The sequence below is a fragment of the Marinobacterium rhizophilum DSM 18822 genome, assembly GCF_000378045.1.
Taxonomy (GTDB): domain Bacteria; phylum Pseudomonadota; class Gammaproteobacteria; order Pseudomonadales; family Balneatricaceae; genus Marinobacterium_A; species Marinobacterium_A rhizophilum.
Genome location: NZ_KB899091.1, coordinates 134763 through 150648, shown reverse-complemented (window position 1 = coordinate 150648; position 15886 = coordinate 134763). Strand labels below are relative to the sequence as shown.

Here is a 15886-nt window from a genome sequence, read left to right as displayed (position 1 = left end):
TGGCAAATACTGCGTTGAAAGTCTGTCCAGGGCTTAATCGTTAAGGATCACATCGGCGGCTTTCTCGGCCGCCGTGTAGATCGCCGTGACGATAAAGAAGCCGGGTATGCGGGGGAAAATGGATGCATCGACCACCCGCAATCCGGTGGTACCGCGCACCCGGAAATGGCTGTCCAGTACTGCCATGGGGTCGTCATCGGCGCCAATGGGGCAGGTACAGGACGCGTGGTGTCCCCAGGCCTGATTGCGGATGAACTCCCGCAGTTCCTCATCGGTCTGGACGCTGTCGCCGGGCAGTTCCTCCTCGGCAATCAGGCCCTTGTCCTTCAGCGGCTGGGTCAGGGTGCGAATGAACTTGACCCCTTCCACCACGGATTCGAGATCTTCACCGCTTTCGTCGTTGCCTTCTTCGAAGTAGCGAAAATTGATATGGGGCTTGTCCCTTGGGTCCCTGGAGCGCAGCGTTACAGTGCCCGCGGTATTGTTGGTATGGGCCTTGAGAATGGCCCAGGTCATGTAGTTCAGGTGTTCGGCCAGCAGTTTCGAGTAGCTGGGGAAATAGCCTTTGAACAGACCGAGCAGGGCGAAACAGAACAGGTCTGGCAGGGGGCGTTGCTGCATGGAGCGCTTGATCACCGCCAACACCGCGCCGTTGGTGGTATAGACGCCCGAACGCTTTTCCTCCCATTCCTTGTACTGCGGATCACCCTTGGCATATTTGGCACCTTCCAGCACTTCCCAGTTATCGAAGTTCATGCGATTGACAACACCCACCTCGTAACGGTCCTGCAGGTTCTGGCCAACGCCCGGCAGGTCGAGGCGAACCTCTATGCCGTGCTTTTCCAGTTCCTGCCGCGGACCTATACCGGACAGCATCAGCATCTGGGGGGTATTGAAGGCACCACCGGCAAGGATGACCTCCCTCGTGGCCAGCGCCTGGCGTGTTTCACTCGTTTCGCCGTGGGGTTGGCAGTGGGCCCGATAGAGACGCGCGCCCTTGAGATACTCGACGCCAATGGCATGGTTGCTGTCATTGAAAAGAATGCGGGTCACGAGCGCATCCAGCTCGATATGCAGGTTGTCGGGGTGTTCTTTCTGTACATCCAGCAGGCGTTCGCGTGCGCCCATGCGCTGGTGGTTCTTGGTTGCGAGTGGCGGGTAACGCAGTCCGGTGGCATTGTCCTTAACCAGGCGCCAGTCGTTCGGGTCGCCCGCCCCCTGGCGCAGCCACTCGCCCCGCTGGAAGGGTTCGGCCAGGTTGGAAAAGGCGCTTTCCACCGAACTGACCAGCGTTTTGACCAGGTCGCCGTCACCCAGGGCGCTCTTGGGGATGGCTTTCTCAGTGTGCAACCAGCCTTTCCAGCCATGTTTGCTGGGGTTGGACAGGCGGCTGAAGAGGCGATGATCGGGGCGGTGGTGACAGTTTTCCAGCTTCTGGAAGTAGCCGCGCATATTGACGGCATTCCAGGAGTCGTCGCCGGTCAACCGGCCGATATGTTCCCAGTCATCGTTGTGGGGGCAGACCGTAATCATGGCATTGTGGGCGGTGCAGCCTCCCAGGCAGCCGGCCCGGGGGTACAGCACGCCATCGACGTCCTCTCCCTCATAGCTGGCCGTGTATTTCGGGTCTTTTTTCTGGCGTGCGTCGTCGCCATAGTGACGCACAAAGTAGTCCCACTTCATGGCGCGGTTTTCGCTTGATATGGCATGAAATACCGGCACATCGTAGTCGTCCGGCAGGCGGTTGTCGTCTGTCAGGGCATCGCCGCCTTGCAGGTTGCGGGGGTCTCCCCCGGCTTCGATGACCAGCACCTTGCAGCCATTTTCAGCCAGTCGGGCGGCAACGGTGCCGCCGCCGGCACCGGATCCCACGACAATAAATTCATAGTCGGTGCTCATGATTCACCTCTTTGTGGTCAGAAGGTTTTCAAAAAGGCGATGAGCGCCTGTTTGTCGCTGTCGTTGAGGCCTTCTTCATCGGTCAGATAATCCGTGCCGAAGTAGTGGCCCTTGTTGACGACGTAATCCGGGCACTTGCTGACGTCCAGCAGCGGGTCGACCAGGTTGGCAAAGACGCGGCGAGCGTCCTCGTCGGTGGCATTTTCCGGCAGTGCCTTAAGATCCCTCTTGGCCTTGAGCAGAATCTTGACGACCTTGGCGCGCTCCTCCATATCGATATTGGACAGCAGGTTGATCGGCGTACCGGCCGGAATGGGCCCGATTTCGACGCCATCTTCGCCAAACAGCCAGGGTAGCCAGCGGCTCAGGGGGCCTTGCAGCGTCTGCAGGAAGTCAGGCAGGTAGCCGCTATCCACCCGCAGATAGCTGGCGGCGGGGGTCTTGTCGATCAGACCCGGGTGCGTTTTGCCGGAGCGGGTGACGACACTGAAATCGCCCTCGCGTTTCTCCGGCCACAGCAGCTTCTCGATGGCGTCGTCAAAGGAGGCCATGCGGTCCTCAATCGAGCCGGACCATTTGAACTCCCCAAGGCTGTTGTTGAGCAGGAAGGGCGCACTGGACCAGGCGCTGACCAGGGACGCGGGGCGGGTGTAGCCACGGCCACCGTCAGGCATGACATAGTCGCGCACTTCACCGCTATAGGGATGCTGCACCTGCAGTGTGCCAACGGCGGGCAGGCCCTTGTAGGACTCGGAGGTGAAGTTGTCCCAGATGTTGCCCCCCAGGCCGTTGGTGGCCAGCGGGCTGCAGGCGTTGGTTTCCAGCTGCGTGACGGGCACGCGCATTTCACTGGACAGGAAATTGTTGTCCAGGAAGTCGTCGGACTGCACGATCGGGCGCATCATCGACTTGAACTCCATGCTCTGGGTCCAGGTCCAGTAGCGGCTCCAGCATTGCAGGTAGTCGCCGCTGACGCAGCCTTTGTCGGGGAAGAACTCGGCGGTTTTCTCCGGTAGTTTGCTGGAATGGCAGCGCGCGCAGGTGTCGGCGAATACGGTCTTGCCCCGCTCCAGCTCGTTGGCGTCCTTGCTCAGATAGTTTTCACCGCCGGGGGCATTGGCGAGGTAGTCGGGCCGGGCCGAGGCGAGGAAGAACAGCGCCACATCCGGCGTTTGTGCTTCGTTCGCATTCCAGTAGCTGGAGTTCTTGCGCGCCACCTCGATCTCGAACGGAGTGATTTTCTTGCCGCCGAGCAGGGCGCGGAAGTGTTGCAGCCACTCCTCGCTGAACAGGCCGATATTGATGTAGACCCGGTTCAGTGCGCCCAGCGCGCCGACAGAGTCGGCTCCGTCCTTGAGCACCCGGGGTGTCAGTACCTGATCCGGCGCCTGGTAAAACTGCTGTAGCGGGCTGGTCGGCGGTACCTGCTCCAGATCGTTGAACTGCCGGTTGTTAAGGCCGCCACCGGCAAGTTGCTCATGGCCGTAGCGGCTGGCGACGTCCATGCGCGCTCCCAGATTGTAAATGGCGTTCATGGTGCGAGGATTGTTGATGTAATCCGAAGATATAAGCGAGGTATCCAGAGCACCCGGGCGTGATGTGTGGAACAGCTGATAGGCAAAACTGCTGGGATCGGCGTCCCACATGAAGATGCGATCAACCCAGAAGTACTGTGCACCGGGGTTGGAGTTGAGATTTTCCCATTTGGGGTGTTCCGGGTCTGCCGGCGGGTTCGAGGGGTTCGGCCCAACATGGCAGAAGCCGCAGGACATGCCGACGCGATACGGTTTTACCAGATCCTTGTTGGCATAGTAGCTGCGGTCATTGTAGTAGCGCTCCGGGTCCCAGTTTTTTTCGGCCTCCTCGTCGAAGTCCGGGTTGGGGAACAGGCGCAGGCCGACAATGCCGGTGCCGTAGCCGTAGTAGGAACCGACCGGGATATTGACACCACGGGCGCCGATTTCGACGCCAGGGTATTTCTCCTCATTCTCGAACGGGTCGGGGCCGCAGGATGGATCGCGCCGATCGAGCCAGAGACCGTAGCGATCCTGGCGTGGCTGGTCACCCTTGATATAGCAGGGTTCGTTCACGACGCCCAGGTACTTCCAGCGGTTGTCGCGGCTGAACTTGAGACTGGGGTGGTTGGACACGGTTTTGAGGAAATCCAGATTACCTACGCTGATACGGGATATCTCGTCCCAGAGCGCGTCGTTGCCGGCGGTCCAGACCACCCAGTTATTGCGCCCGCGTACGATAGCCTGTTGAGCCTCTTGGGGCGTAATGCCGGGGACATAGGGGGCAAGCCTGCGGGCGACTTCCACCGGATCCTTGCTGATGCCGTAATCCATGTCGGCGAAATAGTCTTCAGCGGAGCCCTGGAGTGAATCGGCTGTGCGACCGACACAGAGTGCTTCGTCCTGCACGTTGCCGGCGCCTTCGCCACAGAGATTTTGCTGGGTTGAACAGGCCGCTAGCAGTAGTGCAAGCGCCCCTGTCAGGAGGGGTAGTTTGATCGACTTCATGTCAAAAGCTCCGTGTTGTTACGGGTGACGCAGCATGCGGGAGTCGTACGGCGACGAGCGATAATGAGTGTGCAAGCGGAGGCCGGGGAAGCCCTGGCTGGCGAAAGGCCAGCGTACTGGTAGCCGGATTGAATAGGGGATAAGTGCTGAATAACGAGATGCATCCGTGCCTCCTTGCCTCCGTGATCTTGGTTCGTGGAACCCGTGAGGCAAGTATAGTTACAAAATATTGGGCCCATTCCGCAGATGGCTGGAGGCGGTTCAAGAAGTTCAGAAAGGTTCAATAAAAATCATCTTTAATTGATGGCTGTAGTCTGGAACTTCATTTAAACGCTTGTTTTAACTCGTTTTTCGACATCTTGCCGTCAGTCCGTTCGCGTGTGAACTTATGTGATTAATTCATGAGTTTTTTTGTTGTACCCTGATTTTTTAATATCATCTAGCGGTATTCAGCGCGTAAATTACTCTAAGAATAACAAAGGAATACCGCTTTATTGGTGCGGTGGCGAAATGCGTTTATCTGGGCTACATGATGAATTAAATGCGCTTCAGGACGCAGCTTGGACAGCGTAATCCTTGCGGGTATCGATGCCACCAGCTGATGCGCTGGCGGCCATGCAGGCTGATGATCTGGATGTCACCGTGATTCAGAATGCCGCCGCCCAGGGCGCGGTGCTGTTGAAGCTGTCCTCAAGCTGATCAACGGCGAGCCGGTCGAAAAGAAGGTCTGGGTTGTGTTTGAACTGGTAACGCCTGAGAACATGGATCAGTACATCAAGCGCAACTGATCGGTTAACCGCTTCACACAGCGGATTGTCCTGCAACACGTCACGGTCCTTCCCTTCACGGGGCGGGGCCGTTTTTGTTTCAGGTGTGAAAACCCCTGCAGGCGCGCTGTTCGGCATCAAGTGGGTGGGGGACTTGCTGTTGTTCGGGCCGGCCTGGCGAGATTGTGACGATCGGGGATTGACGACATACCAATCGGTATGCTTAAATTCACTTCAACATACCGACCGGTTTGTTTTGGCCATTCCCGCTCATGCACGCTTGTGCATCAGCGCCGACAGGCCGATGCATTAACAAGACCGGTTGCCAGGCAACATTTGTGGTGGAGGCAAAGCCCATGAAACTTATTCCCAGCGTTGCGCAACTGTACCGCACCCTGCGCCAGGGCTGCGCTGCGAGCATATCCATTGACCGTCACACCCTGCGTGATATTGGTGCCGACCCCATGCGTATCCGTTACCCGGTTAGCAAAAAGGAGCGTGCAGCCCCGTCGCAGGAACTCTGGCGTCAAGCCAGCTGAACCACTTTTCGTCACGCGTTGCCGGGGTAACCCGGCCCGACAGGCCCAAGGAGAAGATCTGTTATGCCATCCTTATTTGATCCGGTAAAAATTGGCGATATTGAACTGTCCAGTCGCATTGTCATGGCCCCTCTGACCCGCTGCCGCGCAGATGAAGGCCGAGTGCCCAGCGACCTGATGCGCGAATATTACAGTCAGCGGGCCTCTGCCGGGCTGATTATTACCGAAGCCACCTCGGTTACGCCCATGGGCGTGGGCTATCCCAATACGCCGGGTATCTGGAATCAGGCACAGGTCGCTGGCTGGCAGCGCATTACCGATGCGGTACATGCCAAAGGTGGCAAGATCGTGTTGCAACTGTGGCATGTCGGGCGTATTTCAGACCCTGTTTACCTCAATGGCGAGTTACCGGTGGCGCCCAGTGCCATCGCGCCGGCCGGGCATATCAGCTTGGTGCGGCCCGAACGGCCATTCACGCAGCCGCGTGCGCTTGAACTCAGCGAGATGCCGGCCATCGTGGAAGCCTTCCGCCAGGGGGCGGAAAATGCGAGGGCCGCCGGCTTTGACGGGGTTGAAATCCACGCGGCCAATGGCTACCTGATCGATCAGTTTCTGCAGGACAGCAGCAACAAGCGCACCGATGCCTATGGCGGTCCGATTGAAAACCGGGCACGCCTGCTGCTGGAAATTACCGATGCAGTGCTGAGCGTCTGGAAACCCGGTGAAGTGGGCGTGCACCTGTCGCCCCGAGGCGATGCCCATGACATGGGAGACTCGGATCCTGCGGCTGTGTTCAGTTTCGTGGCCAGCGCGCTGTCGGCCCGCGATATTGCCTTTATCTGTGCCCGGGAAGCCGAGGGTGAAGACAGTCTGGTACCGACGATGAAACAGCTGTTCAGTGGTGCCTTTATCGCCAACGAGCGTTTTACCGGCGAGAGTGCCAATGCCTGGATCGAGGATGGGCGAGTGGATGCGGTGGCCTTTGGCGTACCCTTTATCGCCAACCCGGACCTGCCGCAGCGCCTGCGCCAGCAGGTACCCTTGAATACACCGGACAGCAGCACCTTTTATGGCTCGGGTGCCGAGGGCTATACCACCTATCCGGCCATCTGAGGCATCGCCGGCAAGAACTTTGCTACAGGCCAGCAGCACCTATACTCACTGACAGACGTACGTAGTCAGGTCAGGAGTATTCATGGACGCAATGGTGCTGGGGTTGGTGTTGTTTTTCGGTGTACATGCGTTACCGCTACTGCCCGGTGTTCGGCCGCGGCTGATCGAGGTACTCGGGCGATGGTTCTACCTGGGGCTTTATTCGCTCGTCTCGCTGGCCGGTTTAAGCCTGATGGTGCAGGGGTATCAGCAGATCGAGCCCCAAACCCTCTGGCCGGCGGTGGCGGCTGGCCGCCCCCTGGCCATGGCGCTGATGCCCCTGGCACTGATCCTGGTCGTCGCAGCCTACCTTCCAACCTTTATCAAAGCGAAAGCACGCCACCCGATGCTGATCGGTGTGGCGCTTTGGGCCGGCATACACCTGCTGGCTAATGGCGACCTGGCATCGACCCTGTTATTCGCCCCCTTCCTTATCTACGCACTGCTCGACATGCTGCTGACCCAACCGCGCAAGACACTGATCCCGGTACGCAAGCCGCAACTGTTGTATGACATTCTGGCGGTGGTATTCGGCCTGATGGCCTATGGCGCGCTACTGCTCAGCCATGGTCACCTGTTCGGTGCCGCGGTTATCTGAGGCGTTGAGTACTGTCGGTGATCAGGGGCGCCCCTCGAGGCGCCTCCTTGTCATTCCTGGCAGGTAGTTTTTAGAGCGTCCCCGGAAAAGCGCCACCATCCAGCAGCAGGTTCTGGCCCACGATGTAGCTGGCCTGTGCGCTGCACAAAAAGGCACAGGCGGCGCCGAATTCTTCCGGGCTGCCAAAGCGCTTGCTGGGGTTGGCCTGCATCCTGGCCTGGCTGACCTGTTCCAGCGACTGGCCGCTGGCCTTGGCGGCACCGGCCAGGTTTGCGCTAAGACGTTCCGTTTCAAACGGGCCGGGCAGCAGGTTGTTGATGGTCACATTGTGTTCGGCCACCTGGCGCGATAGACCGGCGACAAAGCCGGTGAGGCCGGTGCGGGCGCCGTTGGACAGCCCCAGAGACGCAATCGGGGCCTTGACGGCCGCCGAGGTGATATTGACGACGCGGCCGAACCCGCGCTCGATCATGCCATCGATAACCGCCTTGATCAGCTGAATCGGTGTCACCATGTTGTTCTGCAGCGCCTGGTGCCAGTCGCCGTCACCCCAGGTGCGAAAATCGCCCGGCGGCGGACCGCCGGCGTTATTCACCAGGATATCGGGTGCCGGGCAGGCCGCAAGGACGGCATCGCGGCCTTCGGTGGTGGTGATGTCGCCTGCGACGGCGGTGACCCGCACGCCAAAACGGCTGCGAATGTCGACCGCCGTCTGCTCCAGCACTTCGGCCGTGCGGGCATTGATAACCAGGTTTACGCCCTCGGCGGCCAGGGCCTCGGCGCAGGCCCGGCCCAGTCCCTTGGACGCCGCGCAGACGATGGCGGTACGACCCGCAATGTTCAGATCCATAGACTTCTCTCCTGAATAATAGGTAGTGCCAGCAGACAGAGACGCCATCATAAGCCGGTGGCATCATCTTGGCGAGTCGGTCTCAGGCGATCAGGCCTCGCTCACGCAAGCGAAGGCATTCGGCCGGCGAAAGGCCAAGCTGTTGCTGCAGCACCTGATCGGTCTGTTGTCCCAGTGTGGGTGGGGCCGTGGCAGCATTCAGGGGTTGGCCGTCGAAGCGGATCGGGTTGCCAACCATGGGCACCTGGCCGGCCGTGGCGTGGGGCAGGTCGAATCTGAGGCCGCGATGTTCTACCTGTGGGTCGTCGAACACCTGCTGCAGGTTGTTGATCGGGCCGCAGGGTACACCGACCGCCTCGAGCGCTGCGAGCCAGTCGTGGGTCGTGCGTCCCGGAAAAATCGCCTGCAGCTGCGGAATCAGTTCGGCACGGTGTATGACCCGCGCCTGGTTGGTGGAAAAGCGTGCATCGTCGGCGAGCTGCGCGCAGCCGGCCACCTCGCTGAAGCGCCGGAACTGGGCGTCGTTGCCGACCGCCAGGATCAGGTGGCCGTCTTTGGTCGCGAACGCCTGGTACGGCACGATATTGGGGTGGGCATTGCCCAGGCGTGTCGGCATCTGACCGGCACAGAGGTAGTTCATCGACTGGTTGGCCAGCACCGCAACCTGCACATCCAGCAGTGCCAGGTCGATATGGGTGCCCAAGCCTGTGCGCTCACGCTGGAACAGGGCGGCGAGCACGGCATTGGCGGCATACATGCCGGTAAAGATATCGGCGAAGGCAACGCCGACCTTGACCGGTCCGCCGCCGGGTTCGGCATCCGGCCGCCCGGTCAGGCTCATCAGGCCGCCCATGCCCTGGATCATGAAGTCGTAGCCGGCGCGGTGGGCGTAGGGGCCATCCTGGCCGAAGCCGGTGATGGAGCAGTAGATCAGGTCGGGTTTTTCCTGCTTGAGGCTCGCGTAATCGAGACCATACTTCTTCAGACCGCCGACCTTGAAATTTTCCAGCACCGCATCACATTCGCGTACCAGCTGCCGGATCAGCTGCTGGCCATTGGGGTGTGCCATATCGATGGCAACCGATTTCTTGCCGCGGTTGGCGCAGAGGTAGTAGGCCGACTCGGCGCTGCCTTCGAGCCAGGGCGGGCCCCAGGCACGGGTGTCGTCGCCGCGAGAAGGGTGCTCTATCTTGATCACCTCGGCGCCCAGATCCGCCAGCTGCTGGCCGCACCAGGGACCGGCCAGCACACGGGAGAGGTCCAGAATCCGGATACCTTTTAGCGGTTGGGCGCTCATCGGCGTGACTCCTTTTTAACAGAACGCCTGGATGCCGGTCTGGGCACGGCCCAGGATCAGCGCATGCACGTCATGGGTACCCTCGTAGGTGTTGACCGACTCCAGGTTGACCATATGCCGGATCACGCCAAACTCGTCGGAGATACCATTGCCGCCGTGCATGTCCCGCGATATCCGGGCGATATCCAGCGCCTTGCCACAGTTGTTGCGCTTGATCAGCGACACCATTTCGGGCGCGCCCTGGCCGGCATCCAGCAGGCGGCCGACCTGCAGTGCCGCCTGCAGACCGAGGGCGATGTCGGTCTGCATGTTGGCCAGCTTGAGCTGAATCAGCTGGTTGGCGGCCAGCGGGCGACCGAACTGGATGCGATCCAGGCAGTACTGGCGTGCGGCATGCCAGCAGAATTCCGCGGCCCCCATGGCGCCCCAGGCGATCCCGTAGCGCGCCTTGTTGAGACAGCCAAAGGGGCCGCTCAAGCCACTGGCATCGGGTAGCAGGTTGTCTTCCGGCACGAAGGCATCATCCAGCACGATTTCGCCGGTAAGGGACGCCCGCAGGCTGACCTTGCCCTCGATCTTTGGCGTGCTGAAGCCGTCGGTGCCCCGGTCAACGATAAAGCCCCGGATCTTGCCATCGTGGGCATCGGATTTGGCCCAGACCACGGCGAGGTCGGCAATAGGGCTGTTGGTGATCCACATCTTCTGACCGCTGAGGCGATAGCCACCCTCGACTTTTTTCGCCCGTGTAATCATGGAGCCGGGGTCTGAGCCATGATTGGGCTCGGTCAGGCCGAAGCAGCCGATCCATTCGCCACTGGCGAGCTTGGGCAGGTACTTCTGCTTTTGCGCCTCGGAGCCATAGGCTTCAATCGGATACATCACCAGGGAGGACTGCACGCTCATGGCCGAACGATAGCCCGAGTCGACGCGCTCAACTTCGCGAGCGATGAGGCCGTAACCCACCTGGCTCAGGCCGCTGCCGCCGTATTGCGGGTCGACGCAGGCGCCGAGGAGTCCGAGGGCTCCCATTTCCAGCATGATCTCGCGCTCGAAACGCTCATGGCGAAAAGCCTGTAGCACCCGCGGCTGCAGCTGCTCCTGGCAGTAGTCATGGGCCATGTCGCGGATCTGGCGTTCTTCTTCGCTCAGTTGCTGGTCGATCAACAGAGGGTCCTGCCAGTTGAAGCTGCTGTGCTGTGCCATGGTATCGATCTCCGGAATTGGCAGTGTGTATTCGCTTGATAGCATAAAATAACATTAGTCTATTTATTGCAATAAATAGGTTAATTAAACCTTTATGCCAAGGGTGGCCTGCCGTGGCAGAATAGACAACCGCCAACAAAGAAGCCGTTATGAACAACGATAGTGCAGCTTTCACCCCGAGCCGGCGTATCAAGCGCGCCGATCAGATCGTCGATTCGATCAAGCGCTGGGTTGTGGTCAATGGCAAGCAGCCCGGTGAGCGGTTACCGAACGAGCGCGAACTCATGGACCAGTTTGACTGCGCCAAGGGTACGGTACGCGAAGCGCTGAAGTCGCTGGAGGTGCAGGGCCTGGTCAGGATCCGTACCGGGCCCAATGGTGGCGCGGTGCTGTCCTGCGTGCCCTATGATCTGACCAGCCAGCTGCTGCGCAACTTCCTGCATTTCGAGCAGCCCAGCGGGCCGGATATCTATGCGCTGCGCACCCTGGTGGAGCCTGAAATCGCGGCCCAGGTTACGCCCCTGCTGAGCGAGGACGACCTGAGCCGGCTAGAGGCCCTGGTTGAACGCTGTAGTCATTCGGCCGCGGACTTTGATGAACGTATCGCGCAGCGCATTGCGGAGCTTGAGTTTCACGTGCTGCTGGCCGAGCGCTGCACCAATCCGCTGCTGGCCTTTATCGGGCGCTTCCTGAATGACCTGATCCGGGATCTGGTGATCTTCAAAAAGGCGCGACTGCCGGAGCAGCGCGAGTTCTCCTGTGCCAACCTGGAGTATCACCGCCAGCTGCTGGTGGCCTTTCGCGCGCGCGATGCAAACAAGGCCAGGGCGCTGATGCTGGAGCACATGCGCTCGGCCGAGCACTTTAACCTGGAGCTGCAGGGCCAGCTTGAACAGCGCATGCTGATGATGGAGTAGGGCGGGTTGAAGGTCCGACAGGCTGCGTGGGCCGTCGATGGGGCGGTCAGGCGCCCATCAACGCAAAGGGGGAAGCGTCACCGGTTGCTCACCATGTCCAGCGCCTCGGCCAGTGTGGGGCTGAAACTCAGCTGACCCTCAATGGGCCGAATGTCCGCCCGGGCCAGGGCTTTGAGTGGCTGGAACTGCAGGTCGGCGATTAGCAGCTCAATGTTGTTCGAGTGGCAGCTGGCGATAAACTTCTCCAGTGCCGCCAGTCCGCCGGCATCCAGCATGGGCACGCCATCCATATAGAGCAGCACCCCCCGGTTATAGCGACACAGCAGTTCCAGTTCGGAAAAGACCCGGTCGGCGGCGGCAAAAAACAGGGGGCCGTTGATTTTGTACAGGGACCAGTTCTTGGGCAGGGGTTCGGGCACCAGCCGGCGATTGCCGCTGATCTCGCTGACCTTTGTCATGGCGGCAAGGTCACGTACAAACAGCAGCGATGCCAGCACGATGCCGGTGCTGATGGCGATCACCATATCGAACAGCACTGTCAGCGACAGGCAGACCGCGAGCACCAGGATGTCGCCGGTTGGCGCGCGACGTACCAGTGCCACCACCTTGTGCGCCTCGCTCATGTTCCAGGCTACCATCAGCAGCATCGCGGCCATGGATGCCATCGGCAGATAGGACAGCAGCGGTGCGATCGCCAGAAGAGCCGCCATCACCACCAGGGCATGAATCATGGCCGAGACCGGGCTTTGGGCGCCGGCCCGGTAATTGGCTGCGGAACGGGCGATTGCCGCCGTGGCGGTGATACCGCCGAAAAACGGGGCAACCAGATTGCCGAGCCCCTGGCCCAGCAACTCTGTATTGGCATTGTGGCGCCGTCCGGTCATGCCATCGAGCACCACGGCGCAGAGCAACGACTCGATAGCGCCGAGCATGGCGATGGTGAAGGCCGCCGGCAGCAGCGCACGCAGTGTTTCAAATGATAATTCCAGGACGGTGCCATCGGGGCCCGGCTGCAGCCAGGGCCATTCAAATGATGGCAGAACCGGGGGAATGCCCTGTCCCGCGGTCCCGTCCGGTAACAGATAGCTGAAACGCGAACCGATGGTGTCGATGTCGTGGCCCAGCGCGCTGAGCACCACCGAGAGGGCAACACCGGCCAGCAGGGCTGGCAGGTGGCCGGGAATGGGCGTTTTCAGCCTTGGCCAGAGGACCATCAGGCCCAGCGTGGTGGCGGCGACCAGAAGGCTGGCGGGATCGAGCGCCGGCAACGCGAGCAGCAGTGTTTCGATTTTGCCGAACCAGGATTCGGGCAGCGTGTCGAGCGCGAGGCCGAAAAAATCCCGGATTTGGAGCGTGGCGATAACAATGGCGATACCCGAGGTGAAGCCCAGGGTTACCGGTTCCGGGATATACTCGATCAGGCGCCCGAGGCGGGCCAGCGCCAGCGCCACCAGGATCAGTCCGGCAAGAAGGGTCGCGACCAGCAGGCCGCCCAATCCGAATTGCTGGGCGACCGGGTAGAGGATTACGACGAAGGCGGCGGTTGGCCCCGAAACGCTGTAGCGTGAGCCGCCTGTCAGCGCGATCAGGAAACCGGCGATCATGGCCGAATAGAGACCGTACTGGGGCGGCACGCCGCTGGCGATTGCCAGCGCCATGGCCAGCGGAATGGCGATAATGCCTACCGTGACGCCGGCCATCAGGTCTTTGCTGAACCGCTGTATGGAGTAAGGTTCGGCAAGGCAGCTTTCGCGCAGGGCATTACCGATACGCAACGTGAACAGGTGGGCACGATGGGGCATGTTGGCGCAAGTCCTTATAACGGGCCGAAAAGACTTATAGTTTAAAGGGAATAAGAACCACGCAGCAATTCCCTAAAAGTTATAAGTTGCGTGAAACAGGAGGGTATATGGCCGAGAAAATAGCGAATACGGTCCGCTATGATCCGCAAAGGGATGCCTTTTGCTGTGAGCGGAAGTGGTTCGGCATCCGTTATCAAAAGCGCTTTACCCGTGCTGACGACGCGCTGTTGTTCGTGCGCGAAAACACCGCTTCGTGCCCCGCCCTGGAGCCATACGTGCAGCAACTGAACGACTACCACTACGGTCACTGGGCGCGTCAGCTGGAAGGGGGCAGCGTACTCCGCGAATGCTCACCTGGAGCTGCAGGGACAGCTGGAGCCGCGGGTGCTGACGGTGGCGTAGGACAGGCGCCCGCCTGGGTGCCACTCCGGACAGGTCTGCATGTAAACAACCCGTAAATCGCGAGTAGGGCCCAATGCTCACAAGCGACTACCGGACGGGATGCAGCCCCGCCGTGATGGTCGCGCGCGGACTAACCCAGCTTGGCGGCGAAGGGGGTAAGGGACTTCAGCAGCGGAGTCAATTCATCGCCAGGCGCTGGCCGCCGGAAATAATAGCCCTGGACAAGGTCACAGCCTTCATTGCGCAAAAATGCCATTTGCTCCCGGGTTTCAACCCCTTCGGCCACCACCTTGATTTGCAGGTGCATCGCCATCGCAATGATGGCGCGGGTGATTGCGGCGTTCTCGCTATCCCGGGGAATATCATTGATAAATGATTTATCAATTTTCAGGACATTGACCGGGAAGCGCTTGAGATAGCTCAGGCTGGAGTAACCGGTACCAAAATCGTCCAGCGAGATCGAAACCCCAAGGTTGCGCAGCTTTGTAAGAATTTGCAGTGCCATTTCCGGGTCCTGCATCAGGGCCGTTTCGGTGATTTCGATTTCCAGAAATTGGGGATCCAGAGCATGGTCACTGATGGCGCCCTTGACCGCGTCGACCAGATTTCGTTGCCGGAACTGGAACGCCGAGAAATTGACTGCAATCCTGGGAGGGCGCGAAACGCCAGCGCTTTTCCAGCGATTGGCCTGCCGGCAAGCTTCTTGCAGTACCCACTGCCCGATGGGCAGTATCAGCCCGGTTTCTTCGGCCAGTGGAATAAATTGGTCGGGGGGAATTGCTTCCCCGCTGGGATGGAACCAGCGCAACAAGGCTTCAGACGCGACTATATTGCCGCTGGAAAGCTCGATCTGGGGCTGAAAATGGAGCGCGAAATCATGTTTCACCACGGCTTGCTCCAGATCACGCTCCAGGTTGATCCGCTTATAGAGCTGATCGCGGATTTCGGGCTTGAAGAAGCGGCAGCTGCCACCACCTTCCCGTTTGGCCTTGTGCATGGCCATGGTGGCATTGCGTTGCAGTTCGTCCGCCTTGTCGCTGTCGAAGGGGTACAGGCTGGCACCGATACTGGCACGCACATGCAATGCATAGCCTGAAATCGTCACCGGATCCGACAGGTTCCTGTACAGATGGCGGATGCTTTCGAGTAACTGGCTTTTCATTAACAGATTCGGCAGGATCACGCCAAATTCATCGCTGGACAACCGGGCGATCACATCATCTGGCCCGGTGTTGCGTTTCAGGCGTCGGGCGATTTCCTTCAACAGTTGATCACCCGCCGCCTGCCCGAGACTGCTGTTGATGTCTCTGAATCGGTCCAGGTTGAAGTGCACGACCCCGACCATCAAGCCAGAACGGTTCGCCTGCTCGATGGCCTGATCCAGCCGCGTGGAAAACAGGGCCCGATTGGGCAAGGCAGTAAGTTCGTCATAGTTCGCCAGGAAGCGGATGCGGCTTTCGGCGATGCGTCGTTCGCGTCGTGTAACGGTTTCCCTCAATTCACGGGATATCGTCGCCGGCAACCGCTTTAGATTGCCCTTGATAATGTAGTCCTGTGCACCGGATCGTACGGCTTCGACTGCGCGCTCTTCACCGATGGTTCCGGAGACAAAGATGAAGGGGATGTCCGGGTTTTGCTTGCGTACCTGTTTCAATGCTGAAAGGCCATCGAATGCGGGCATCGTATAGTCGGAAAAGACGATATCCCAGGGCTGTTGCAGTGCTTGTTCCAGGTCGTGCGTATTATCGACGCAGGCGTAGCCAGGCTCATAGCCATGACGGCGCAGCTCACGCACAAGCAACTGGGTATCGTCGGCATCATCCTCAATAATCAGCACCTGTAATGGGATCTTGTCCATTGCCGTGTCTCCCTTGAATTTATCTGCACAAGTCACCCGGGACTGTTACAGACAGGATTTCCCTATGCCCCAGAATACGC

The 15886-nt window shown here is 59.9% G+C and carries 12 protein-coding genes; 5 read left to right on the top strand and 7 right to left on the bottom strand.

Annotation, left to right across the window (positions count from 1 at the left end):
* Window positions 1-33: 33 nt before the first annotated feature.
* Together F451_RS0104235 and F451_RS0104230 are read right to left on the bottom strand one after the other, a co-directional pair.
* Entirely contained in the window at window positions 34-1899 is a 1866-nt protein-coding gene (locus tag F451_RS0104235; RefSeq protein ID WP_020680103.1) for a GMC family oxidoreductase, read from the bottom strand.
* Window positions 1900-1916: 17 nt separating this feature from the next.
* Complete coding sequence (locus F451_RS0104230; RefSeq protein ID WP_020680102.1) at window positions 1917-4421, bottom strand: hypothetical protein; 2505 nt, start codon at window positions 4419-4421, stop codon at window positions 1917-1919.
* 1123 nt (window positions 4422-5544) lie between these two features.
* Between F451_RS0104230 and F451_RS0104220 the strand changes: the two genes are divergently transcribed.
* From F451_RS0104220 to F451_RS0104210, 3 genes are all read left to right on the top strand, one after another.
* Window positions 5545-5727 carry a hypothetical protein gene (locus F451_RS0104220; RefSeq protein ID WP_020680100.1) on the top strand — a complete coding sequence of 61 codons (183 nt, stop codon included), beginning with the start codon at window positions 5545-5547 and terminating at the stop codon, window positions 5725-5727.
* 63 nt (window positions 5728-5790) lie between these two features.
* Window positions 5791-6840 carry an alkene reductase gene (locus tag F451_RS0104215; RefSeq protein ID WP_020680099.1) on the top strand — a complete coding sequence of 350 codons (1050 nt, stop codon included), beginning with the start codon at window positions 5791-5793 and terminating at the stop codon, window positions 6838-6840.
* 82 nt (window positions 6841-6922) lie between these two features.
* Window positions 6923-7477, top strand: a complete 555-nt coding sequence (locus F451_RS0104210) for an NnrU family protein (RefSeq protein ID WP_020680098.1) — start codon at window positions 6923-6925, stop codon at window positions 7475-7477.
* A gap of 70 nt (window positions 7478-7547) precedes the next feature.
* Here F451_RS0104210 and F451_RS0104205 read toward each other — a convergent pair whose 3' ends face one another.
* The 3 genes from F451_RS0104205 to F451_RS0104195 all read right to left on the bottom strand — a co-directional run bounded on the left by F451_RS0104205 (window position 7548) and on the right by F451_RS0104195 (window position 10827).
* The gene (locus tag F451_RS0104205) at window positions 7548-8327 is read right to left on the bottom strand and encodes an SDR family oxidoreductase (RefSeq protein WP_020680097.1); all 780 of its coding nucleotides are present in this window, start codon (window positions 8325-8327) and stop codon (window positions 7548-7550) included.
* A gap of 82 nt (window positions 8328-8409) precedes the next feature.
* A complete protein-coding gene (locus F451_RS0104200; protein ID WP_020680096.1) occupies window positions 8410-9624 on the bottom strand; it encodes a CaiB/BaiF CoA transferase family protein in 1215 nt (404 codons plus the stop codon).
* 15 nt (window positions 9625-9639) lie between these two features.
* Window positions 9640-10827 carry an acyl-CoA dehydrogenase gene (locus F451_RS0104195; protein ID WP_020680095.1) on the bottom strand — a complete coding sequence of 396 codons (1188 nt, stop codon included), beginning with the start codon at window positions 10825-10827 and terminating at the stop codon, window positions 9640-9642.
* A gap of 149 nt (window positions 10828-10976) precedes the next feature.
* Between F451_RS0104195 and F451_RS0104190 the strand changes: the two genes are divergently transcribed.
* Complete coding sequence (locus tag F451_RS0104190) at window positions 10977-11744, top strand: FadR/GntR family transcriptional regulator (RefSeq protein WP_020680094.1); 768 nt, start codon at window positions 10977-10979, stop codon at window positions 11742-11744.
* A gap of 77 nt (window positions 11745-11821) precedes the next feature.
* On the opposite strand, the gene dauA is transcribed toward F451_RS0104190, so the two are convergent.
* On the bottom strand, window positions 11822-13546 hold the full coding sequence (gene dauA / locus F451_RS0104185) for a C4-dicarboxylic acid transporter DauA (RefSeq protein WP_020680093.1): 1725 nt from the start codon (window positions 13544-13546) through the stop codon (window positions 11822-11824).
* A gap of 107 nt (window positions 13547-13653) precedes the next feature.
* Here dauA and F451_RS0104180 point away from each other — a divergent pair, with 107 nt between their 5' ends.
* Window positions 13654-14004 carry a hypothetical protein gene (locus tag F451_RS0104180; RefSeq protein WP_020680092.1) on the top strand — a complete coding sequence of 117 codons (351 nt, stop codon included), beginning with the start codon at window positions 13654-13656 and terminating at the stop codon, window positions 14002-14004.
* A gap of 74 nt (window positions 14005-14078) precedes the next feature.
* Here F451_RS0104180 and F451_RS0104175 read toward each other — a convergent pair whose 3' ends face one another.
* Window positions 14079-15806, bottom strand: coding sequence for a GGDEF domain-containing response regulator (locus tag F451_RS0104175; RefSeq protein ID WP_020680091.1), 1728 nt, complete (start codon window positions 15804-15806; stop codon window positions 14079-14081).
* Window positions 15807-15886: the final 80 nt, after the last annotated feature.

Bases quoted from the DNA above. Each gene is read 5' to 3' on its own strand.
- F451_RS0104205 (WP_020680097.1), bottom strand. From the start codon at position 8,327: ATGGATCTGAACATTGCGGGTCGTACCGCCATCGTCTGCGCGGCGTCC.
- F451_RS0104195 (WP_020680095.1), bottom strand. From the start codon at position 10,827: ATGGCACAGCACAGCAGCTTCAACTGGCAGGACCCTCTGTTGATCGAC.
- F451_RS0104190 (WP_020680094.1), top strand. From the start codon at position 10,977: ATGAACAACGATAGTGCAGCTTTCACCCCGAGCCGGCGTATCAAGCGC.
- F451_RS0104175 (WP_020680091.1), bottom strand. From the start codon at position 15,806: ATGGACAAGATCCCATTACAGGTGCTGATTATTGAGGATGATGCCGAC.
- F451_RS0104220 (WP_020680100.1), top strand. From the start codon at position 5,545: ATGAAACTTATTCCCAGCGTTGCGCAACTGTACCGCACCCTGCGCCAG.
- F451_RS0104215 (WP_020680099.1), top strand. From the start codon at position 5,791: ATGCCATCCTTATTTGATCCGGTAAAAATTGGCGATATTGAACTGTCC.
- dauA (WP_020680093.1), bottom strand. From the start codon at position 13,546: ATGCCCCATCGTGCCCACCTGTTCACGTTGCGTATCGGTAATGCCCTG.
- F451_RS0104180 (WP_020680092.1), top strand. From the start codon at position 13,654: ATGGCCGAGAAAATAGCGAATACGGTCCGCTATGATCCGCAAAGGGAT.
- F451_RS0104230 (WP_020680102.1), bottom strand. From the start codon at position 4,421: ATGAAGTCGATCAAACTACCCCTCCTGACAGGGGCGCTTGCACTACTG.
- F451_RS0104235 (WP_020680103.1), bottom strand. From the start codon at position 1,899: ATGAGCACCGACTATGAATTTATTGTCGTGGGATCCGGTGCCGGCGGC.
- F451_RS0104200 (WP_020680096.1), bottom strand. From the start codon at position 9,624: ATGAGCGCCCAACCGCTAAAAGGTATCCGGATTCTGGACCTCTCCCGT.
- F451_RS0104210 (WP_020680098.1), top strand. From the start codon at position 6,923: ATGGACGCAATGGTGCTGGGGTTGGTGTTGTTTTTCGGTGTACATGCG.